This is a genomic window from Hymenobacter glacialis (genome assembly GCF_001816165.1).
Taxonomy (GTDB): domain Bacteria; phylum Bacteroidota; class Bacteroidia; order Cytophagales; family Hymenobacteraceae; genus Hymenobacter; species Hymenobacter glacialis.
Window position 1 is genome coordinate 83,107 of record NZ_MDZC01000123.1, and the last position, 21,598, is coordinate 104,704.

General features: G+C 62.4%; 18 protein-coding genes and 1 other RNA gene. 6 read left to right on the forward strand and 13 right to left on the reverse strand.

The window, feature by feature from the left end; translation table 11 throughout:
• Positions 1 to 6: 6 nt before the first annotated feature.
• Positions 7 to 1,158 (reverse strand): DegT/DnrJ/EryC1/StrS family aminotransferase, encoded by a 1,152-nt coding sequence (locus BEN48_RS16755; protein ID WP_241502308.1) that lies wholly within the window; start codon positions 1,156 to 1,158, stop codon positions 7 to 9.
• A 211-nt stretch (positions 1,159 to 1,369) separates the two neighbouring features.
• Here BEN48_RS16755 and BEN48_RS16760 point away from each other — a divergent pair, with 211 nt between their 5' ends.
• Positions 1,370 to 2,203 carry a DUF6565 domain-containing protein gene (locus BEN48_RS16760; protein WP_070736258.1) on the forward strand — a complete coding sequence of 278 codons (834 nt, stop codon included), beginning with the start codon at positions 1,370 to 1,372 and terminating at the stop codon, positions 2,201 to 2,203.
• 151 nt (positions 2,204 to 2,354) lie between these two features.
• On the opposite strand, the gene BEN48_RS16765 is transcribed toward BEN48_RS16760, so the two are convergent.
• The 5 genes from BEN48_RS16765 to ffs form a co-directional block, all read right to left on the reverse strand.
• Positions 2,355 to 3,263, reverse strand: a complete 909-nt coding sequence (locus BEN48_RS16765; RefSeq protein WP_083321158.1) for a glycosyltransferase — start codon at positions 3,261 to 3,263, stop codon at positions 2,355 to 2,357.
• A 52-nt stretch (positions 3,264 to 3,315) separates the two neighbouring features.
• Positions 3,316 to 4,002 (reverse strand): cell division ATP-binding protein FtsE, encoded by a 687-nt coding sequence (locus BEN48_RS16770; protein WP_070736262.1) that lies wholly within the window; start codon positions 4,000 to 4,002, stop codon positions 3,316 to 3,318.
• 83 nt (positions 4,003 to 4,085) lie between these two features.
• Positions 4,086 to 4,289 (reverse strand): fructose-6-phosphate aldolase, encoded by a 204-nt coding sequence (locus BEN48_RS16775; RefSeq protein ID WP_070736264.1) that lies wholly within the window; start codon positions 4,287 to 4,289, stop codon positions 4,086 to 4,088.
• Between the two features lie 107 nt (positions 4,290 to 4,396).
• Complete coding sequence (gene fsa / locus BEN48_RS16780; RefSeq protein ID WP_070736266.1) at positions 4,397 to 5,053, reverse strand: fructose-6-phosphate aldolase; 657 nt, start codon at positions 5,051 to 5,053, stop codon at positions 4,397 to 4,399.
• 183 nt (positions 5,054 to 5,236) lie between these two features.
• Positions 5,237 to 5,334, reverse strand: an RNA gene (gene ffs, locus BEN48_RS16785) — signal recognition particle sRNA small type.
• A 229-nt stretch (positions 5,335 to 5,563) separates the two neighbouring features.
• Between ffs and guaA the strand changes: the two genes are divergently transcribed.
• The 3 genes from guaA (at position 5,564) to BEN48_RS16800 (ending at position 9,497) form a co-directional block, all read left to right on the forward strand.
• Positions 5,564 to 7,099: a glutamine-hydrolyzing GMP synthase gene (gene guaA, locus BEN48_RS16790; RefSeq protein WP_070736268.1), complete on the forward strand. Its 1,536-nt coding sequence runs from the start codon at positions 5,564 to 5,566 to the stop codon at positions 7,097 to 7,099.
• 140 nt (positions 7,100 to 7,239) lie between these two features.
• Complete coding sequence (locus BEN48_RS16795) at positions 7,240 to 7,986, forward strand: type 1 glutamine amidotransferase (protein ID WP_070736270.1); 747 nt, start codon at positions 7,240 to 7,242, stop codon at positions 7,984 to 7,986.
• A gap of 80 nt (positions 7,987 to 8,066) precedes the next feature.
• Complete coding sequence (locus BEN48_RS16800; protein WP_070736272.1) at positions 8,067 to 9,497, forward strand: S41 family peptidase; 1,431 nt, start codon at positions 8,067 to 8,069, stop codon at positions 9,495 to 9,497.
• Between the two features lie 33 nt (positions 9,498 to 9,530).
• Here BEN48_RS16800 and dgt read toward each other — a convergent pair whose 3' ends face one another.
• Together dgt and BEN48_RS16810 are read right to left on the reverse strand one after the other, a co-directional pair.
• Positions 9,531 to 10,910: a dGTP triphosphohydrolase gene (gene dgt, locus BEN48_RS16805; RefSeq protein ID WP_083321160.1), complete on the reverse strand. Its 1,380-nt coding sequence runs from the start codon at positions 10,908 to 10,910 to the stop codon at positions 9,531 to 9,533.
• 14 nt (positions 10,911 to 10,924) lie between these two features.
• The gene (locus BEN48_RS16810; protein WP_070736276.1) at positions 10,925 to 13,912 is read right to left on the reverse strand and encodes a M1 family metallopeptidase; all 2,988 of its coding nucleotides are present in this window, start codon (positions 13,910 to 13,912) and stop codon (positions 10,925 to 10,927) included.
• A gap of 131 nt (positions 13,913 to 14,043) precedes the next feature.
• Here BEN48_RS16810 and BEN48_RS16815 point away from each other — a divergent pair, with 131 nt between their 5' ends.
• A complete protein-coding gene (locus tag BEN48_RS16815) occupies positions 14,044 to 14,592 on the forward strand; it encodes a DUF1648 domain-containing protein (protein ID WP_083321161.1) in 549 nt (182 codons plus the stop codon).
• A gap of 69 nt (positions 14,593 to 14,661) precedes the next feature.
• Positions 14,662 to 15,087, forward strand: coding sequence for a DUF1810 domain-containing protein (locus BEN48_RS16820; protein ID WP_070736278.1), 426 nt, complete (start codon positions 14,662 to 14,664; stop codon positions 15,085 to 15,087).
• A gap of 17 nt (positions 15,088 to 15,104) precedes the next feature.
• On the opposite strand, the gene BEN48_RS16825 is transcribed toward BEN48_RS16820, so the two are convergent.
• From BEN48_RS16825 to BEN48_RS16845, 5 genes are all read right to left on the reverse strand, one after another.
• The gene (locus BEN48_RS16825; protein ID WP_070736280.1) at positions 15,105 to 15,800 is read right to left on the reverse strand and encodes a DUF1361 domain-containing protein; all 696 of its coding nucleotides are present in this window, start codon (positions 15,798 to 15,800) and stop codon (positions 15,105 to 15,107) included.
• 39 nt (positions 15,801 to 15,839) lie between these two features.
• Positions 15,840 to 17,288, reverse strand: a complete 1,449-nt coding sequence (locus BEN48_RS16830) for a TolC family protein (protein ID WP_241502313.1) — start codon at positions 17,286 to 17,288, stop codon at positions 15,840 to 15,842.
• 124 nt (positions 17,289 to 17,412) lie between these two features.
• Positions 17,413 to 18,816 (reverse strand): HlyD family secretion protein, encoded by a 1,404-nt coding sequence (locus BEN48_RS16835; RefSeq protein ID WP_083321163.1) that lies wholly within the window; start codon positions 18,814 to 18,816, stop codon positions 17,413 to 17,415.
• Between the two features lie 106 nt (positions 18,817 to 18,922).
• Positions 18,923 to 20,665, reverse strand: a complete 1,743-nt coding sequence (locus BEN48_RS16840; RefSeq protein WP_070736283.1) for a peptidase domain-containing ABC transporter — start codon at positions 20,663 to 20,665, stop codon at positions 18,923 to 18,925.
• 74 nt (positions 20,666 to 20,739) lie between these two features.
• Positions 20,740 to 21,462, reverse strand: coding sequence for a TetR/AcrR family transcriptional regulator (locus BEN48_RS16845; RefSeq protein WP_070736284.1), 723 nt, complete (start codon positions 21,460 to 21,462; stop codon positions 20,740 to 20,742).
• Positions 21,463 to 21,598: the final 136 nt, after the last annotated feature.

Below are 21,598 nucleotides of genomic sequence, written 5' to 3' on the forward strand. Positions count from 1 at the left end.
GCAGAATTAATTACCAAAGAAAGAGCCAACGCAGTCGATAATGTACTCCTGCTGCTCCGGCGTCAGCCGCGGATGCACCGGCAGCGACAGCACCGATGCGCACAGCCGCTCGGCCACCGGGAATTGCCCCGCCTGGTAGCCCAGGTAAGCATAGGCCGGCTGCGCATGCACCGGCAGCGGATAATAAACCATGGTGGGCACGCCGCACCGTTGCAGAAAGTGCTGCAAGTCATCACGGCGCCCTTCCGCTACCGTGAGGGTGTACTGATGGAAAACGTGCGTGCTGCGCGGGTCGCGGGCCGGAACGCGCAGGCCCGAGATGCCGGCTAGCGCCGCATCGTAGCGGGCTGCTACGGCCTGGCGGGCGGCAGTGGCGGCGGGCAGGTGCGGCAGTTTCACACGGAGCAGGGCGGCTTGCAGCGTGTCGAGGCGGGAGTTGAGGCCAATGCGCTGGTGGTGGTATTTGCGGCTCTGGCCGTGGTTGGCCAGCTGGCGGAGCAGGGCGGCGCGGGTCGGGTCGCGGGTGAGCAGGGCACCGCCGTCGCCCATTGCACCCAGGTTCTTGGAGGGAAAAAACGACGTGGTGCCCACTTCTCCCACCGTGCCGGCGAAGGCCGTTGCGCCGCCAGCGAACTGGAAGGTGGCGCCAATGGCCTGGGCATTGTCCTCAATCAGCGCCGCGCCGTGCTGCGTGGAAACGCGGTGCAGGGCCTCCAAATCGGCGCATTGCCCAAACAAATGCACGGCAATGATGGCCCCGGTGCGCGGCGTGAGAGCCGCCTCTACGGCGGCGGGGTCCAGGTTGAAAGTGTCGGGGAGCACATCGGCCAGCACCGGGCGCAGGCCCAGCAGCGCCGCCGCCTCCAGGGTGGCCACGTAGGTGAATGCCGGCACAATCACCTCGGCACTAGCCGGCAGCTCCAGGCTCATCAGGGCCAGGGCGAGGGCGTCGGTGCCATTGGCGCACGGTACCACGTGAGCGCCGCCCAGGTAGGCACCCAGCTCCGTGGCAAACTTCCCCACCGCCGGCCCCTGGATGTAGGCGGCCCCGGCCACGGTCTCACTCAGGGCATCGGCCAGAGCCGGCTGCATGGCGGCATGCTCCCCGGCCAGGTCGAGCAGAAGAATAGGAGTGGGCGGAGCGGGTAAAATGGACACGGACAAGCAGAAAAGCGGTGCTCAAAGATAGAGGGCTGCCTCGCCACAGCCGCTTTATTAGGTGGGCCGCGCTGGACCACTCTCCCGCCTGACCAGGGCCGCGTACCGGCAGCTGCGACAACTTCGCAGCCAAAGATTGCGTTAAAAAGGCGCTTGATAGCTCCAGGGCTATCAGACATCCACCTTTTTCTCCCTTTCTTTCTCCTGCGCTATGTTCAGAAAATACCTCACCCTCCACTCTTTGGCCGCCCTTTTGATGGTAGGCGGCGTCGGCTTTACCAGCACCAGTTGCTCGCAGGCTGACAAGCAAGAGCTTTCAGCCGAAAAAGACCAGGCGTACAACGACTTGGTGGTTTTCGTAGAGCAAACCGAAAACAAAGCCAATGCGGCAGCCGATGAAGTGGAAGCCGATTATGAGCGCGAAAGCGCCCAGCTGAAAGCTGATTTCGACGCCAAAGTGGCCGCCGTTGATAAGTATTCCAGCGATTACGACGAAGCCCGCCGCCAGGAAATAGACGGCCTGCGCACCCGCTACTCTACCGCCTACGACCGGCGCCAGGCCACCTGGGATGCCCGGGGCACAGGCGGTGCCATGAAAATGGGCCAATACTACAAACCCACCCAGCCCGCGGCTCAGCTCACGGCAGCCAATGCCCGCGCCACCTACGAGGCGTTTACCCGCGATATAAAGAAGAACGAAGAGCGCTACGACCTCGATGACTGGCGCAACATCAACGCCGAGTGGCGTGCCCTGGATGAAGCCTACGACAACGTGAAAGGCGACATCTCTGCCCGCGACCTTGCCGAGATTCAGAAGGAAAAGCTGAAGTATGCCGCCTTCAAATCCTGGGATAAAACACAGGGCCGTGCCGCTCAGGGTGCCAACGCCGTAAGCGGAGCGGCTCAGGACGTAAAAGCCGAAACTGCCGATGAGCGCAGCAAAGTAGGCCAGGCCGCCCGCAATACGGCCACCGACGTGAAGCAGGCCGGCAAGAAAGTAGGCGGTGCCGTGAAAGACGTATTCGACGGCAAAGACAACGACTAAATCTGCTTTCGGACTGCATCGGCCCTCCAAAATGCCGGTTCTCAGCTACGTGCTGGGAACCGGCATTTTTGTGTTAATGTAGCTGCGTAAAGCATTCGTAACTATCTCCAGAACTTCATGCATCGGCTGCACTCAGCATGACGTTCTATTACTACTCAATAGCAGCCTGATTTTGTGCTACCAGCAGCCAGTATAGCTTCAGCAAATCGAGGTGAGCAAGGCGCGGGCGCAGCGAGAGCAACCCGCGCCGCAGGACGGGGGCCAGCGCCCTGAGTAGGTGCCGCGCAGCACCTGCCAGGCCCAGGCGATGCAGCCGCCCGGCAGTACTAAGCAACCGCGACTCGCTGGCATGGCCCGGGTGGCGGTGCATCTGCGCGAGGTTGCGCACGGCCTCTTCACATTTTTGTAGAAACACTGCGGCTGGCTCCAGGCCCGCGTGCAACACGGGGTTGTCCAAGTGCACCACCGCAACCTGCGCCCGGGCCAGGGCCAGGCCCAGGGCAGTATCCTCGTGGCCATAGCCGTTCAGGGTTTCATCGAGGGGAAAGCGGGCCAGTACATCGGCCCGAATCAGGGCGTTGTTAACGGTGAGCTGTCCGTGTGGGGCCAGCTGCCGCACAGCGGCAGGACGCGCCTCCCGCTCCCGCCCGTATAGCCAGCGCAGGTGCAGGGCCGCATCGGCAGGCTTGGCAGGGGCGTAGCTGGTGCCCCCGATAAGGACCGGCGCCTGGGTGCGGGCCGCTGCGTACCGGGCCAGCAGCTGAGCGTCGGGCAGGAGGCTGTCATTATCCAGCAGCAGCAGCCACTCGTGTTGCGCGGTAGCCGCCAGCTGGTTGCGAATGGCGGCCCGGCCCACGTTCTGGGCCAGCTCGCGGTAGCGCACGCCGGCCCGCGCGCTCAGTGGGCGGTTGAGCTCCCGGAATTCCTCGCGGGAGCCGTCGTCCAATAACATAATCTCGACTGGCCCCGGCCAGTCGCCGGCCTGCGCCAACAGCGCCTCAACCAAGGGGTTGACGTTCCAATTGAAAACAGGAATCAATACCGACAGCCCAGGTGCCATGCTACGTAACCATTAACAACAAGCCGGCCGCGAAGTAGGGCCGGCAATTGGGCTAAACCCGGGGTGGCCGGGCCGAGTCAAGCAACTCACCGTCCTGGCAGGTGAGCACCCGGTGCGGGTACTTCTCAATCAGCTGGAAGTTGTGGGTGGCCATGAGAATAGCGGTGCCGGCGTTATTTATCTCCCCAAACAGCTGCATGATGCTGGCCGATACGTCCGGGTCGAGGTTGCCGGTGGGCTCGTCGGCCAGCAGGAGCACGGGCTCGTTGAGCATGGCCCGGGCAATGACCACGCGCTGCTGCTCGCCGCCCGAGAGGCGGTGCGGCATGCGGTTGGCGGCCCCGTTGAGGCCCACTTGGGTGAGTACGTCGCTGATGCGCTGCTGCTTTTTGGCCTTGCCCTTCCAGCCGGTGGCGTTGAGCACGAACAGCAGATTTTCGGCCACCGAGCGGTCTGACAGCAGCTGGAAATCCTGGAACACAATGCCCAGGCGGCGGCGCAGATAGGGCACTTTGCCCGCCGACAGCTTGGGCAGCACAAATCCGGCCACGGTGCCGCTGCCGTTTTGCAGGGGCAGGTCGGCATATAGCGTTTTGAGTAGCGAGGACTTGCCCGCCCCCGTGCGGCCCACCAGGTAGGCAAAGGCGCTTTTCTCCAGCGTGAAAGTTACGCCCTGCAATACTGCCTGCTGCTCCTGCATTATCGTGGCATCGTGCAGCTCAATAACGTTCTCAGACATAGAATAAACGGCCAAATGGCAGTGGCGCAAAACCGCTGCCTGGGAAGTTGAAAATACAAAGAGCGCCGCTGCCCGTTGGCGCGCTAGAGCGCCAACGGGCGCAGCTTGCCGAACTCCAAATCCGCAATCACCGCCGCCAGCTCCACTTCCTTGCCCTCCAGGCCGTAGCGGTGCAGGTCCTTCAGCGGCCGGTCGGCCCGGAAGTAGGCAATGAGCACAAAGGCTTCGTCCCGGAGCTGGATATAGTCCGGAATCTTGGCCTTGCCCTTCACTTTGATGATGTACATGGTGGGAATTATGAGTGTTGAATCATGAATTATGAATTGGTATTTCGACGCATCAATCTCACAGCGAAGAAACTTCTAATTCATAATTTATAACTCATAATTGAGCGTTAAGAATTAACGCGCTTGTGGTCGGCCAGGAACGTAGCCAGGCCCTTGTCGGTCAGGGGGTGGTTGAGCAGGGCCGTAATCACGTTGAGGGGGCAAGTCACCACATCGGCGCCAATTTCGGCGCACTGGATGAGGTGTGGCACGTGGCGCACCGAAGCCGCCAGCACCTCGGTGGGGTAGCCGTAGTTGCTGAAAATCTGCACGATTTGCTCTACCAGCTGCAGGCCGTCGTGCCCGATATCATCGAGGCGGCCCACGAAGGGCGACACATAGGTAGCGCCGGCTTTGGCCGCCAGTAGCGCCTGCCCGGCCGTGAAAATCAGCGTACAGTTGGTTTTAATGCCTTTGTCTGAGAAGTACTTGATGGCCTTGATGCCGTCCTTAATCATGGGCACTTTCACCACAATATTGGGGTGCAGCTCGGCCAGCTCTTCGCCCTCGCGCACCATGCCTTCGTAGTCGGTGGCAATCACCTCGGCCGACACGTCGCCGTCCACCAGCTCGCAGATTTGGCGGTAGTGGGCCATCACGCTGTCGATGCCGCGAATGCCTTCTTTGGCCATCAGCGACGGATTGGTGGTCACGCCGTCGAGCACGCCCAGCTCTACGGCTTCGCGGATTTCGTTGAGGTTGGCGGTGTCAATGAAGAATTTCATAGGAGGGGTCTTGGGGTCTTGGGGACTTGGGGACTTGGTTTTGGACGAGGATTGCTGACGGAAAAAAACAAGCTCCCACGTCCCCAAAACCCTGAGTCCCCAAAAAAGAATCAGCCCCAAAGCTACTCAACGGGCCGCCAAAATGCGGAACCGAGCAGCGATGGGGCCGACACGAAAGGGCAAAAAAAAGCAAGCCAAAATCGCACCGCTACAACCACTTACCCTTGCTACCTTCCGGTCCTGGGGGAGTTCAGCGGGAGCTGGTCGTTCTGACTTGCCATTGCAAAGGTAATGCACAGAACACAGATTAGCACGGGTTTTAGCGGATTTCACGGATTTTGTGGGCGGCGGGAGGGTCGCTCCGCATTCAATGTGCCTGATAATAGATTGAGCTTTTTGCAAATAGCCCGGGATACGGGGGACGTTGAAAGCAAGTATGAGGCATTTAGCCGGGCACAAAATCCGTGAAATCCGCTAAAATCCGTGCTAATCCGTGGTTAACTTTGCGGCATGGAACGACTCATCATTCTGGATTTCGGCTCGCAATACACCCAATTGATAGCCCGCCGCATTCGCGAGCTGCATGTTTTTTGCGAAATTCACCCCTACACCCACGCCCCGAACCTCGTTTTAACTGAGGATATTCGGGGCGTTATTCTTTCCGGCTCGCCCTGTTCCGTGCGCGATGAGAACGCGCCCAATCCCGACCTGAGCCACCTGCTCGGCCAGGTGCCGGTGCTGGGCGTGTGCTACGGTGCGCAGCTGCTGGCCCAGCAGGGCGGCGGCGAGGTCACGCCGGCCACCATCCGCGAATACGGCCGGGCCCGGTTGGCGAAGCTCAACGAGGCATCGCCGCTGCTGCGCGGCATGCACGCCGATTCGCAGGTGTGGATGTCGCACGGCGACACCATTAAGACGCTGCCCGCCGGCTACAACATCATTGCCAGCACGCCCGAAGTAGCGGTGGCCGCCTTCAAAATTGACGGCCAGAACACCTACGGCATCCAGTTTCACCCCGAGGTGACACACTCCACCGAAGGCAAGCAGCTGCTGAGCAACTTCGTAGTCAACATCTGCGAATGCGCCCAGACCTGGACGCCCGACCACTTCGTGGATTCGGCCGTGACGGCCCTGCAAAACACCATCGGCCCCGACGACCAGGTTATTCTCGGCCTTTCGGGCGGCGTAGACAGCAGCGTGGCGGCCCTGCTGCTGCACCGCGCCATTGGCCCGCGCCTGCACGGCATCTTCGTAGACAACGGCCTGCTGCGCAAAGACGAGTTTGAGACGGTGCTGAAAGCCTACGAGGGCCTGGGTCTGAACGTGACCGGCGTGCGTGCCGCGCCCGAATTTTACTCGGCGCTGGCTGGCTTATCCGACCCCGAAGCCAAGCGCAAGGCCATTGGCCGCACCTTTATTGAGGTGTTTGACCGCGAGGCGCAGAAAGTGGACGGCGCCCGCTGGCTGGCTCAGGGCACCATCTACCCCGACGTTATCGAGTCGGTGTCGGTGCACGGCTCGTCGGTCACCATCAAGAGCCACCACAACGTGGGCGGCCTGCCGGAGAAGATGAACCTGAAGATTGTTGAGCCGCTGCGGATGCTATTCAAAGACGAGGTGCGCGAAGTGGGCGCCGCGCTGGAGCTGCCCGCCGACATCCTCAATCGCCACCCGTTCCCCGGCCCTGGCCTCGGCATCCGCATCCTCGGCGACATTACCCCCGAGAAAGTGGACTTGCTGCAGCGCGCCGATGCCGTGTTCATCAACCTCCTGAAAGAGCACGGCCTCTACTCCAAAGTGTGGCAGGCTGGCGCCATGCTACTACCCGTGCAGAGCGTGGGCGTGATGGGCGACGAGCGCACCTACGAGCGGGTGGTGGCCCTACGCGCCGTGACCAGCGTAGACGGCATGACCGCCGACTGGGCCCACCTGCCCTACGATTTCCTGGCCGAGGTGAGCAACAAAATCATCAACCAGGTGCGCGGCATCAACCGGGTGGTGTACGACATTTCGAGCAAGCCACCTGCGACGATTGAGTGGGAGTAAATCTAGGTCAATAACTAAAAGAACGTCATGCTGAGCGGAGCCGAAGCATCTCTACCGCGCAAGTAATTCGATTACTAATGCAGTAGAGATGCTGGCTCGCTCAGCATGACGTTTTTGTTTCTCCATTAAATTCTTACAACATGCGTTGGCACTGCCTCCAACACTTGCCCGACGAAGGCCCCGGCCACGCGGCCGACTGGCTGGCCGCGCACGGCCACTCGCTCACGTTCACCAAGCTATTCGAGCCCAACCCCGTGTTTCCGGATATCAGCGAGTTTGACGGGCTGCTGATTTTGGGCGGGGCCATGAGCGTGCACGACGAAGCTGCTTTTCCGTGGCTGGTGGCGGAAAAAGCCTTCATCCGGCAAGTGCTGCGGGCTGGGAAGGTGACGCTGGCAATTTGCCTGGGCGCGCAGTTGGTGGCCGAGGCCCTCGGGGCGGAAGTGCGGCCTAATCCGGAGCCCGAAATCGGGTTTTGGACTGTGCGGTTTTCGGCCAAGGCGCTGGCGCACCCGCTGCTGCGCGGCTGGCCCGAAAAGGCGGCCGTGCTGCACTGGCACCTGGATACGTTTACGGTGCCGCCGGGCGCTATTCGGGTGGGCATGTCGGCAGGGTGCGCCACGCAGGGCTTTGTGTGGGGCGATGGCATCATCGGCCTGCAGTTTCACCCCGAAATGACGGTGCCCATGGTGGAGCAGCTCATGGCCTTTGAAGGCCACGAAACAGCCGAAGAGCAGGAGTTTGTGCAAACCGCCGAGCAGATTCGAGCCAAGCTGAAATCGGTGTGGAAGGGGCGGAAGCTGCTGGAGTCACTGCTGGCGAATCTGGTAGCGGTGCATGAGGGGGAAGAAAACGAAGACTTGTTTCGTGCAACCCACACCAACTAGTTTGCTCTTTTCGCGCACTTTTTACTTTCGTGATGAATAAACTAAGGGTTAGCGCTTGCTGCTTATTTAGCTGGATTGCGGTGTCTGCTCAAACGGCCAGTAAGCCGCCTTACGACCCCACAGGCCGCTTTGCAGTCCCGCAGCTGCAAGCCGATTTGGCCTTCTTGCGCCGCGCTTTGGAGGAAGCTCACCCAGGTTTGTACTGGTACACGCCCAAGGACTCGCTGGACCACTATTTTGACCGTACGGCCGCTGCCCTCACGCACGAGATGGGTGAGGCAGAGTACTGGCCTTTGCTGCAGCGCTTGGTGGCAAAGGTGCACTGTGGGCACACGCGGGTGCAACATTCGCCGGCCTACCGGACTTGGTCGCGTCAGCAGCCGGTCTATATCTTCCCGTTTACCGTCGCAATTCGTCAAAACCGACTCTTTGTAGCGGCCAACCAAAGCACCGACCCCACGTTGCGGCCGGGCACGGAACTACTGGCCATTGAGGGGCACCCGGCGTCGGAGGTGCTAAGCCGCATGCGCACTTTTTTGTCGGGCGATGGCTACCACTACGGCTTCCAGGACCAGCAGTTGGAAGCGGGCTTCTTCGACAATACTTACTGGTCCTTGTACCAGGCCAAACCCACCTACGAGCTGTTGGTGCAGGACAGTGTGGGCCAACAGCGCCGCCTCACGCCACAGCTCCAGCGGCCGGCCGCTCCGGCCGCCAAACTGCCGGCCGGCCCACCCCTGACCCCCGAACAAACGCAGGCCCGGCAATTGGCGCGCCTCCGCTCGCTAACCTACCCCGCCGGGCTGCCAGCAACCGCTGTGCTGCGCATCAGCGGCTTTAGCTACGATGAGCTGGAGGACTACCGGAAGTACCATGCCTCGGTGTTTGCTGAGCTGGCGCAGCGCAAGGTTCAGCGGCTCGTTATCGACTTGCGGGGCAATACGGGTGGCAATAATGCCATTGCAATTGATGTGCTTAAGTACTTGATGAAAAAGGACTTTGCGCTGACTGCAAGTGCGCGCGCCACCGTTTTTGCTCCCTCATTCATGCCGGTTGGGCAGGACAGTGATACGGCTTTTGACACAACCAACGTGAGGCGCCTTCCGAATGGCGCGTTTGGTTTTGCTGCCGCAACGGCGGGCAAGCAACAGCCTTATCGGCAGGATTATTTTCGCGGGAAAGTGGTGGTGGTGATTGATGGCGGCACCTTTTCTGCCGCCTCCAACTTTGCCGCCAGCTTGCGCGCCCAGCGCCGGATAACCGTGGTAGGGCAAGAGAGCGGCGGCGCAGAAGCGGGCGCAAACGGTGGCATTATTTCTTCCATCACCCTGCCCCAAACCCAGCTGGTGCTGCAACTGCCGCACTTCCGGCTGTTGAGCGCATGCGTCCGTCCCCAACTGGGACGCGGCGTGCGCCCGGACGTCGAAATTATTCCCACGCCTCGCCAGTTGGCCACGCGCACTGACGCGGTGCTGGTGGAACTGCCGCGCATTTTGCGCGGGTGGCGGTGAAGCCAGCCAGCCGCGCAATGGCCCTGCGCTGGGCTAAAATCCTTTCGGCAGCTCTATGCCTTTGATGGTCTTGTACAGACTCAGCGCATTTTGGTCGGTCATACCGGCCACGAAATCGGTGAGAAGCAGGATTCTCTCGTAGTCCGACACTCCAGCCTGGTGCCCTTCGGCGCGGAACTGCGCGGGAAGCAGCAGGAGCAGCTTGCGGCTGCGGTGGCCCTGGCTGGCGTCGAAAATGGCGGTGAGAAAGGCGTCGAGCAAGCCGCCGAGTACGTCGAAGCCGGCGGCTTCAATCTCCAGCACGGGGCGGCTGCGGTAGAGTTTTTCGATGCTCAGGCGCTGCACTTCCTGCAAGTCTGCCCAGCAGCTCAGCTCTTTGATGAGCGACTGGTCGTACGCGCCGCGCAGGATGGCCGGGGCGTGGTAGGCGAAAAGCGCGGCCAGCTCCGCCACCAGCTTGCCAATGAGGCGGGCGCGGATGTAGCCCAGCTCTTCGCGCCAGTCGTGCCACTGCACGCTGCCCACGCGGCCGGCGGGGTCGTTGAGCATCTTTTTGAGCAGCGGCAGGCCGGTTTCGGGGGCGATGAGGCCCAGCTTCAGGCCGTCTTCAAAGTCGATGATGCGGTAGCAAAGGTCGTCGGCGGCTTCAACCAAAAAAGCCAGCGGGTGGCGGTGGGTGAAGCCCAGGGCCGCGTCGCCTTTCGGCAGCAATCCCAGCTCGGCCGCCACGTGCTGGAAGCGCGCACTTTCGGTCTGGAAATGGCCGTACTTCTTCTCCGAAGCGCCGCCGGTGCGAGCCTCGGCGGGCACGACGCTAGGCTTGGGATACTTGGTGAAGGCGCCCAGCGTAGCGTAGGTGAGGCCCAGTCCGGCCGTGCCGGTACTGTGGGCCGCGTAGGTGTGCGTGAGGATGCGAAAACCAGCCGCGTTGCCTTCAAAATGCTGCAAATCGGCAACCTGGGCCGCAGTGAGCTGCGCCAGAAACGGAGCCGCGGCCGCGCTTTCGAAGTAGCTGCTGATGGCGTCTTCGCCGGAATGGCCGAAGGGCGGATTGCCGATGTCGTGAGCCAGGCAGGCGGCGGCCACGATGTCGCCGCAATCCTGGTCGAGGTTGGGCAGCAGTTGGGCCAGGGCGGCGTCGTTTTCCAGCAGGTGGCGGGCGGCCAGCCGGCCCAGCGAGCGGCCCACCACGGCGGTTTCGAGGGAGTGGGTGAGGCGGGTGTGCACGAAGTCGGTTTCAGGCAGCGGCATCACCTGCGTTTTGCGCTGCAGGCGCCGGAACGCGGAGCTGAACACCACCCGGTCATAATCGGCCACAAAGGCCCCGCGCACGGGTGCCGCGCTGGCCGGCGGCAGCTGCTGGTCGGGGAAGCGGCGCTGCGAAAGCAGCTGGGTCCAGTGCATAGAAGCCATAGAGTGGGGAGGAATTATTGCGCTAGTTTCTCGTTGAGCAAGCGGAACGGATTGGCCTGGTTGAGGTTGAGCACGAAGCGAATGCGGTCGGTGAATTCCTTGCGGCTGCGGGGCAGGCCGTCGACGTACTGCGAGCCGGCCACGGGCAGGTACACTTCCAGCACGTTGCGCAGGATGGGCAGCGCCAGGCCCGCATCGTAGTACAGGCGTTGGCCGGCCCGGCCGGCCCCCACCAGTTGGCGTTCGGCGGTGGCCCCGAAATCAGCGAACACCCCGAGCTTGGTAATCGGCAAATCGGCGTACAGGTTCAGTGTACTCATCCACTCGCTGCTGACGGCTCCAGGCACAAAGGCCTTGAAGGCGCCGTCGCGGTTGTCGGTCTGGTGCAACTGCGCGGTCACGCTGTTTGAAATCTGCTGCCGGTCGAGGAAGGCAGTTTGGCGGCGGTAGTCGGGGCTGCCGCTCAGGCCCAGCACAAAGGCCGGTTTGCTGGACTGCGTTAGGAAGCGCCCGCCAAACAGGCGCACCGACGCCCGCTTCTTGGGCGCATAAAACCGCTCATAGGTGGCGTGGGCCCGGAGCAGCAGCGCCGACCCGGTGTTAATGAGCTCAGTGGGTTTGTTGTCGTACTGGTTGAGCTCGACGTGGGCCGTCCAGTTGTGCAGGGCGTTGCCGCCGCGCACGGCGTACTCGCCCGAAATGGCGTTGGTCACACCCTCATCCTGGTCATCCACGGAAGTAGTGGACAGCTTGAACTGGTGCTGGGGCCGGTCGTAGGCCGAGTGCGGTAGCACTACCGTGATGCTGGGCTCCAGCTTGAGGTAGCGCTCGAAGCGCTGCACCGTGACGCCGGTGGTTACCTGCCGGCTGCCTTTGGCGGGCAGCACGTTGAGGTTGAGCGAGGCAATGCCGTTGAGCTCGTTGCGGCTGAGGCTGTACATGGGCATGGCCAAATACTGCACCCGTTTGGTGGTCAGCAAACCGTTGTAGAACGCGGCCCCGAGCATGAGCTTGTCGGAGGTATTGGCCCCCAGCACCGGCATCCAGTTGATAACTGACCGGTCCCAGCGCTCCACGCTCAGCAGGGGCTTCAGGCGCAGGGGTTCCCAGCGGCGGAAGCTGCCGTCGGCTAGGCGCAGGCGGTCGTCGCGGCGGTTGAGCTGGGGCGTGAGGTATTCGGCATCGACCACCACGGCGGTCACGTTTTCGCGGCGGAAGTCGAGTTGGGCCTGGGCCTCGTCTTCGGGGTCGCCGAAGGGCTTGGTCCACAAGGTCTGCAGGATTTTGCCCTGTGCGTCAACCGTGGACACGGGCACCGACCATAGCACCGGCGAGTCGGTGCGGACCAGCACTTTCACCAGGTCGCCTATTTGTTGGGTGGCGAAAATGTCGGCGTCGTATTCGCGGGTGTTGGTGAGCATTTCCCGAAAAAACCAGTCGAGCTTTTGCCCGGTGGTTTCTTCAAAAACTGCCTCCATGTCCTCGGGGTAGGGGTGCTTGAACTGCCACTTGGTGTAGTAGGCCCGCATGGCTTCGTCAAACTTGTCCTGGCCCAGGTAGCCGGCCAGGTACTTCAACAGGCCCGCCGTTTTAGAATACACAATCGCACTGTAGTTCACCTGACCAAAAGCGGCCGAGCCGGGGCCCTGCACCGCCTGGTCGAGCCCGCGGCTGGCCATGGCCTGGTAGGGCAGCAGGTTTAGGGCGCTGCCTGGCAGGTTTTCAACACCCAGGGCCGAAACGGCCTTCGGGCTTTTGTAGAGGTCGCCCAGCATGCCCGCCTGCGGGTTGTCGCGGCTTTCCACCCGCAGCTGCTCGTAGCTGTTCACGCCCTCGTCCAGCCAGGGGAAGTCGCGCTCGTTGCTGCCCAGAATCCCATAAAACCAGTTATGGCCCACCTCGTGCACAATGGCGCCGGGCTGCGTCACGGTCACCATGGGGTACTCCATGCCGGAGCCGGCGCTCAGGGCGCCGTCCACGGCGGTGGCCGCCGAATAGGGGTATTCGCCCACCCACTGCGAGTAGTAGGTAAGGGCGTCGTTCACGTCCTGCAGGCCCTTTATCCACTTTTCGGGCTCACTGTTGGTGAAGAGTACCCAGGAAGTGACGGTGCGGCCCGAGGCCAGCGTTACGGTGTCTTTCAGCACGTTGTAGCGCTTGTCGGCGAACCAGGCGAAGTCGTGCACCCGGTCCTGCTTGTAGCGCAGGGTTTTGGTAGCGGCGTCGGAGGGTGGGAAGGCCAGGTTGGAGCCGAAGTCTTTGGCGGTTGCTTTGCGGGCCGTGGCGGTGGCCAGGGCGTCCATGCGGGCGCGCTCGTCGGGGTTTTGCAGCTCGCCGGTGGCGCCTACCGTGTAGTTGGCGGGCAGGGTGATGCTTACATCAAAGGAGCCGAATTCTGAGTAAAACTCGCCCTGGTCCAGGTAGGGCATCTGGTGCCAGCCGCGCCGGTCGTACACCGCCGGCTTAGGGTACCACTGCGTTATCTGGTAGCTCTGCTCCACGTGCCCGAACCGCGAAAACGAGGCCGGAATCTTCACCCGAAACGGCGTAGTGATATTCACGCTGGCCCCAGGCGCCAGGCGCTGCGGCAGCAGTAGCTTGGCTATGTCGGGGTTGTTGGGGTCAATTTCCAGCTTGGCCGCCTGGCCGTTCACCTTGAAGTCGAGCCCGTCGATGTAGCCGCGGTCGGCGGCTTTGGCGAACTGGAATTTGCGTTCTCCGTTGCGCAGCTGCTGCCGGGCAAAGGCTGTGCTGTTGTCGCGGTAGGCGTTGGGCCAGAGGTGAAACCAGATGAAGGAGAGCGTAGTAGGCGAGTTGTTGGTGTAGGTCAACTCCTCGCGGCCCGTGAGCTGGTGCATTTTGTCATCAAGGGCAACCTCAATGGAATAGTTTACCTCCTGCTGGAAGTACGGCGCCGCTGATATGCGGGCGGGTTTGGCGGGCTGTGCCAGGCCCAGGCCGGGCAGCAGGGTTACCAGGGCGCAGAGTATGCGTTTCATCATGCTGAAAAGGGAAGGCGGGGAGTAGAGCCGCACCTGCGGGACGAAGCTACGGCGCTGCTCCTGACCGTGGCAACCAAGAGGCCGCTGCACAGGATGTGAAATCCGGGAGCTGTCTTATTTTTGAATGGTTAATGAATCCCACTATTCAACCAGCCCGCGGGGCTGCCAATGCAGCGCCAACGATGGAAACACGACCCAAAATAATAATTGCGCCCACCCCCGGTGATAGCCAGCGGGAGCTGCTGGCGTGGGGGCTGCTCGCATTTTTGTGGGCCCTGGCAACCTGGAGCTACTTTCAGATACCTGATACCGTTCCGGTGCATTACAATTTTGCAGGCCAGCCAGACCGGTATGGAGAGAAGGCAGGCGTACTGCACCTGCCAATGGTAGCCACGGTATTGTTCGTTGCGATGACAGCACTTGGCCGGTTTCCGCACGTGCTCAACTATCCTTCGGCTATCACAGCGGCCAATGCCCCCGGCAAATACCGCAGCGCGGTGCGGCTGTTGCAGGGGCTAAAAACCGTTATTGTGCTCGTGTTCCTGTTTCTCGTATTTCGCACCTACCAAACGGCTACTGAACAGGCAAGCGGCTTGGGCGGGTGGTTCCTGCCAGTGGCCCTTGGGTTCGTGTTGTTGCTGGTACTTTGGTACCTGGTCCGGGACAAGTCCGCCAGTTGAGCACGCCTCTTTTTAGCCCATGCAGGCACCAGCTTGCGTGGTTCTGTGCTCTCCACCCAACTACCCATTATGACTACAACCCCCAACCTACAGCGCTTTCTCGACGCGCAGGCTTCGTCGTATCAAACAGCGCTGGCCGAAATCCAAAACGGCCGAAAGCGCAGCCACTGGATGTGGTATGTTTTTCCCCAAATCCAGGGGCTGGGCTTTAGCGAGACGGCCCGGTTCTATGCATTGGCCGATGTGCAGGCGGCCGCGGCTTATCTGGCGCACCCGGTGCTGGGCAGTAGGCTGCTCGAAATCAGCCGGGCGCTGCTCGGGCTGGCATCCGCTGATGCGCGCCACGTTCTGGGCAGCCCCGACGATTTGAAGCTCAAGTCCTCGATGACGCTGTTTGCGCTGGCGGGCAACGACCCGGTTTTCCAGCAGGTACTGGATAAGTTTTACGAAGGAACCCCAGACGATAAAACCCTGCGCATCGTGGCCGCGCAGTAGCGGAGGCCCGCGCCTGTTTAGCCCAGCTCCGCCGGCTGCTCGTGCTCCCGGCCCAGCAGGCGTACCGTGGCGTAGCCAATGAGCAGGAACAGCCCGAAAACCAGCGTCACGCCCCAGGTGCCGGGGAACGCAAACGGGTTGAGAATCCGGTTGATGATGTCGTAGAACAGCGTGAGCGGGTTGGTGAGCACGTCCCAGGAGTTGAAGCGCAGGTAGCGGCCCAGGTAAATGCCAAAGCTGCTGAGCAGCAGCGCCACCGCGGCAAACCCCCAGCCCATCCACACGCCCAGCCGCACCTGCACCAGCCGCTGCATGTCCGAGAGCGAGGCGTAGGCCAGCATCAGTCCGTTCCAGGCGCAGCTCAGTATCAGGGCCAGGTCGTACCAGAGCGGCACGCCGGGGCGGGCGTTGAGGTGAAAAAGGTCGGTGAGCAGGTAAGGCGCGTTGGGAAAAAACAGCAGCCACGCCGCGCTCACCGGCAGCAGCAGCCGGGCCCGCAGCCGGCCTGCCGAAATGCTCAGCAGCGTGCTCAGCGCAAACGGAATGACGGCCAGAAACAGGTTCCAGACCAAGAACAGAAACTGCAGCTTGCCCGTCATCACTACCCGGCCGGCCACCAGCACAATGCTCAGGGTGAGGGACATCATCAGCACAAACACCAGGGTGAGCCGGGCGCGGGTGAAAGGCAGACTGGGCAGGAGCGGAGCTGGCATACGCTTACAAGGTACTGCGGACAACCCGGGCTCCGACGTCTACTTCAACCCAGGCAGCGCATCAAAACCCAAAGTCGGGGCCTCGGCGCCGCCCGCTGCAAAGCGCAACTGGGCCTGGGTCTGGGCATATTTGGCTTGCAGCTCGGCCAGCTTCTGGCGGGCGCTGAGCAGGCTGGCTTCGCGCGAATTTACCAGGAACACGGTGCTTTCCCCGTTGTCAAAGCGGATGAGCTCGCCGTCGCGCAGGCGCTGGTAATTGGCCGTGGCCTGCTGCTGTAGCCGCAGCTGCTCCAGCAGGGCCTGCCAGTCGTTGGCGGCGGTTTGCAGCGCATTGTCCACTAGCCGCTGGTCGTTGTCGAGCTGGAAGGTGGCATCCCGCAGCTTCAGCTGGTTGAGCTGGCGCTTGGCCCGCTCGGCGCGCAGCAGGATGGGTTGGCTCAGGCTCAGGCCCAGCTTGTAGTTGTTGGTCGAGTAGCCGCCCTGGAAGGGCTGGGGGTTGTTCTCCAGCGCAAACGGCCGGCCGGGCAGCAGCAGGTTGTAGTCCACGTTGAACTTGGGCAGCAGCTTGTTGAGCAGCAGGCGGTTTTCCAGGCCCAGCTGCACCTGTTTCACGCGGGTTTTCAGCAGGTCGGGGTGCAGCTGCCGGGCCTGCGCTGCCAGGGCAGCCAGGGAGTCGGGAGCAAGGGGCCGCCATGCCACCGGCGGCGGCAACGGCTGGGGCCGCGCCTGGGGCGGCAGCTCGCGGGGGCGTCCATTGTCGTCCCATAGGTAGGTAGAAACCACCAGGTTGGCATTTTGCAACTGCACGCGGGCGGCCACGCGCTGGCTCTGGCGGTTTTGCAGCTCGGCCTGGGCCTCCACCGAATCGATGGCGGCGAGGTCGCCGGCCAGCACGCGCTGGCGGATGCCGGAAAAGCGCACGGCGGCCACCAACTCGTTGGCCGTCAGCAGGCGCAGGCGCTCAGTGGCCAGCGCCCATTCCCAGTAGTCCTTGCTGGCGCTCAGCAGCAGCTTGTTGCGAATGGCGCGGCGCTCGGCTTCGGCCAGGCCGGCCAGGGCCTGGGCCACGCGCAGGGCCGTGCGGCGCTCGTCTATCAGCAGGCCCTGGCCCAGGGGCACGCTCAGGCCCACGTAGCTCAGACCGCCGGAAGCGGTGAATTCCTGGGGGTTGATGTAGGGGCCGGTGCCGCGGTCCCAGCCGGCTTTCACGTCCACGCCAAACCAAGTGGGCAAGCGCAGGTAGGTTTCCCAGTCGTGGTAGTACTCGGTGCCCTTGAGCTGCTTGCCGTAGTATTTGCCGTTGATGGTGGGGTCGAAGCCGCCGCGGGCCTGCCGGATGTCCTGCCGGGCCCGCTCCGGGTTGAGCGCGGCTTGCCGGGCCACCGGGTGGAACTGCTCCACCAGGGCCAGGAACTCGGCGTGCGCCAGAGCGGCGGTGTCCGGGGCCTGAGCACGGGCTGCCTGGCCCGTGCCCAGCAGCAGCGCCACCAAGGTTAGGCGACCTATGCAGCCAGCAAGGGGTCGAATTAAAAATAAAGAATTAAGGCTCAAAAGTACCCGGCCAGCGTGCTTCAAGCAGTCCAGTTTCAATTTCAACCTTCTCCCTCGGCCGTTATTCCTCGGTGCCATAGCCAGTGCTTTTATCGGCTTTCGCCGTTTTGCCGCTCTTGGTGGGTTTGCCGGCGGGGTAGGCATCTACATCGCCCACGTAGTCGGGCGGGAAGCCATTTATCTGCCGCCACAGTTCGTACCACAATGGCACGTCGTCGAGCAGGGCCCAGCCGTATACCCCGGAGCCCACACGCAGAGGAGCCGGCCAGGGTTCAGTACCAGGCTCCTGCGTCACCAGAATGCGGTACTTGCCCTGCGAATCAATGTTGTCAATCACCTGCACCACCCCGGCAAAGGTGCCGAAGCTGCTGCCCGGCCAGCCCGTGAACACCAGCGCCGGCCAGCCATCAAATTGCAGGCGCACGCGCCGGCCCACCCGCAGCAGGGGGATATCCATGGGCAGTACGTAGAGCTCGGCGGCCAGGCGCGGGTTGGCGGGCATCAGCGTCACCAGGTCTTCGCCTTCTTTCACTATTTCGCCTTCTCCTTCCTTCAAGGCCCGCACCACGTAGCCTGTTTGGGGGGCGGTGATGAAGTAGAAACCGGCCCGAATGCTCAGGTTGGCCAGCTCGTTGCGCATTTTGGCAATCTGGCCTTCGGCATCAAACTGGTAGCCCGTGGCCGAGCGCCGGTCGCTTTCGCTCTTGGCCAGCTTGTCGGCATATTCCGCATCAAGGGACTGCAGCTCGATGCGGGAGCTGAGCGAATCCTGCCGCGAGCCCCCCAGCTTGTTTTGCACCGACAGGAGCTTGGCCGTGCTTTCCTGCAGCTTCAGGCGGCGCTGCTCCAGCTCGGTCAGGCTTTTGAGGCCTTGCTTGTACAGGTACTCCTGGCGTTCCAGCTGGCGCTGGGCAATGATATACTCGGCCCGGGTGGCCACCAGGTCGGCGCGGTCGGAGCGCACCTTCAGATCGGACTGGCGCACTTTGTTGCGGGCCTTGGCCAGGCTGGCTTGCAGGCCCAGCCGCAAGGCATCTTGCTGCGAGCCCAGAGCCTGGGTTTTGGCCGCGTTTTCGCGCAGGCCGGCTATTTTGGCTTCCAGCTGCTCGCGGGTGCGTTCCAGCAGCAGCGGGTCGAAGTATTTCTCCTTGATTTCAACAATCTCGGCCAGCGTGTCGCCTTTCTGCACCAGCTGGCCTTCCTGCACGTACCAGGCTTTCAGGCGTCCGCCTATGGTGCTGGGCACCGTCTGGGGCCGGTCTTGCGGCCGCAGCGTGGTCAGCTTGCCGGTGGAGCGGATGTTTTGCGTCCAGGGTAAAAACCCGGCGGCGAACACCAGCAAGCTCAGGCCGCCGACCCAGCGCGCCAGTATGCGCCCCGAGCGCGGCGTACGCACCCGGGCAAAGGCCGTGAAGCGTTTGGCCTCGGGGTGGGTTTCGGGGGACGGGTGTTCGGCGAAAGGCATCGGGGAAGAGTTGTCGGTTATTGAATGGTGGTGGCGGCCTGCTGGTGTGGCGAGTTTGTTAAGTACACAGCTGCTACTTTACAACAGAATGCCAATAGCCAAAAAGCTATTCGCCGCCCAGCAGGGCGCGTAGCTCGGGGCTGTCCTGCACGGCGGCCATGGGGCCATCGGCTACGAGGCGGCCTTCGCTCAGCACAGCCACACGGGGCATTAGTGACAATAGTTCGGGTTGGGTGGTGCCCAGAATCACGGTCCAAGGGAAATCGGCCCCCACCAGGCGCCGGAGCACCCGCACCCGTTCGGCCAGCGAGGCGGCAGGCAACAGGGCGTCGAGCAGCAGCAGGCGTGGCCGGCCCACGATGGCGCGGGCCAGCAGCAGCTTTTGCGTGGCGCCCGTGCCCAGCGAATAGCCCGGCCCCACGCGGGTTTGCAGGCCGTCGGGGCGGGAATAGATGTCGTCGCGCAGGCCCACCAGGCCCACGGCCCAGGTGGCATCGGCCACGGTGAGGTGCGGCTGGTTAAGGGTAATGTTCTCGAACACCGTGCCCGAAAACAGGTGCTGGTGGGCCAGACTGTCGCCCACGGCCGCCGCCAGGGCATCGGCGCTGAGGTCGGGCAGCGACAGGCCGCCGTAGGCCACCTGGCCGGTGTAGCCTTGCAGCAGGCCGGCCAACAGGCGCAGCAGGGTGGTCTTGCCGGAGCCGTCGGCCCCTACCAGAGCAAGGTGGTCGCCGGCGGCCAGCGCGAAGGATACCTGGTCGAGCACAGCGCGCTTGCCGTGGGGGTAGGTGTAGGTGAGCCCGCGCACGTCCACGGCCAGGCCGGGGGTGGCTCCGGTGCCCAAGTCACCCGGCAAGACAGCCGTGCCGCTGGCCGGCTCCACGGTTTCCACGTCCAGCACGTGCCCAATTTTGTCGAGCGCTGTGAGTGCGTCGTACACTACGTCGATTTTGAAAATGATTTTCTCTACGGCGCTAATGGTGAGAATGATAACAATCTCCGCCGCCACAAACTGCCCGATATTGAGCTGCTTGTCAATCAGCAGCCAGCACCCAATGCCCAGCAGCGCGGCCGTAACCAGCGTTTTGAACAATACGAAGCCCCACGACTGCGTGATGAGCACACTGAAGTGCGATTGGCGTGCCTTGAGGTGGTCGTTGAGGAGGTCGTCGGTACGGCTCATGGCCAGGCCCTGACGGGCCGGCAGCCGGAAGCTGCCCACCGTGCGGGCCACGTCTTCGAGCCACGCCAGTACACTGTACTTATACTTGCTCTCGGCAATGCTGGTGCGCAGGCCTTTGGCGCCCGTCACCGCAATCAGGGCATACAGCAACCCGATGAGCACCAGTCCAAACGCAATAAAAATGGGGTGGTAAAAGGAGAGCAGGATAAGCCCAAAAATAATTTGCAGAGCCGCCGATGAGAACTCAATCAGCATGGTGGCCAAGCCCTTCTGCAGGGTGGGCACGTCCAGCAGGCGATTCATGAGCTCGGGCAGGTACTCGCCTTCCAGCGCCTCGGACCGCACGCGGGGCAGGCGCACGGCAAAGTCCAGGGCTACCCGCGCCATGAGGCGCTGCTGAATGTACTCCACCACGTGCAGCTGCATGATTTGCAGGCCGCCCACCAGCGCGGTACCCAGCACGATGAACCCGATGAGCACCACCAGCGAGGTACTCACCGCGCCGCTGCTCACAAACCCGATAACCGACTGCACGCCCAGCGGCAAACTCAGGCTGATAACGCCGGCCAGCGTGGCGTACACGTAGAGGTAGGTGATGTCGCGCCGCTCGGCTGCCAGCAGCCGAAACAGGCGCTGAACGGGCGAAAGCGATGAAGAATCAGACATAAAGGAGAAAAAAAAGGCGTAGGGGAGGGGTGAGTGGGAGCACAACAACCAAAGTGCAGATATTGATAAGCTGGTTAGGCCAGATGCGCTGACGAAGGCCCGGCGTTGTTGCTGGCTGGGACAGCGGTTGGCGCCGTGGAACCCGTGAGCGCCGCCAGCGCCAAATGCTCCAGAAAGCAGCGCACGTTCTGGCCAGGGTCGGTGAGCGAAGGCAGGTGCTGCGCGTAGAAAAACTGGTTGCGCGCCGCTTCCAGTAGCGTGCTGACCAAGGCGTGCGAATGGACGTAACCGGGGTTTACGGCCTGTACCACAGCCACCAGCTCGGCTACCAGTCGCTTGTACTCGCGGAACAGGCCCGCGCGGTTGTCCGCGTCCACTTCTTTGGTGAGGTAGGCTTTGCTGGCCTCGGCCATCACCACGCGGTGGAGCGCGGCCTCGTCGAAATCAGGCGTGGCCGGGTCGTTGGTGCTGGCTTCGCATACCGCCCGCAGAGCAAGGTGCAGGCGCTGGTACGGGTCGGCCACGTTGTGCAGGGCCACACTCACCCGAAACCGCAGCCACGACCAATGCCAGCTCACCAGATAGTTGAGGAGGCGGTGCTTGTTTTCGAAATACCGGTAAACAGAAGCCTCCGTAGAACCGAGCAAGGTGGCCAGCTTTTTGAACGTGAAGGCCTCAAAGCCGATTTCATCGAACAGCCGCACGCTGGCCGCCAGCACTCGGCGGCCCAGGTCCGTGGTCTGCGGGTCGCGCAGGTACAAGTGGTTGTTGAGGTCGGGGCGAAGGAACGGCCGCATGAACGGGGTGGATGAGCAACGAAGGAAGGACAAAGGTAAACGAGGGCAAAGAGGCGTGAAAGTGTTGCTATCATTTTTAATAGGATTATAATCTCCCACGGCAGCGCCTGCCTTGCGTATTGCACAGTTGTGGCCG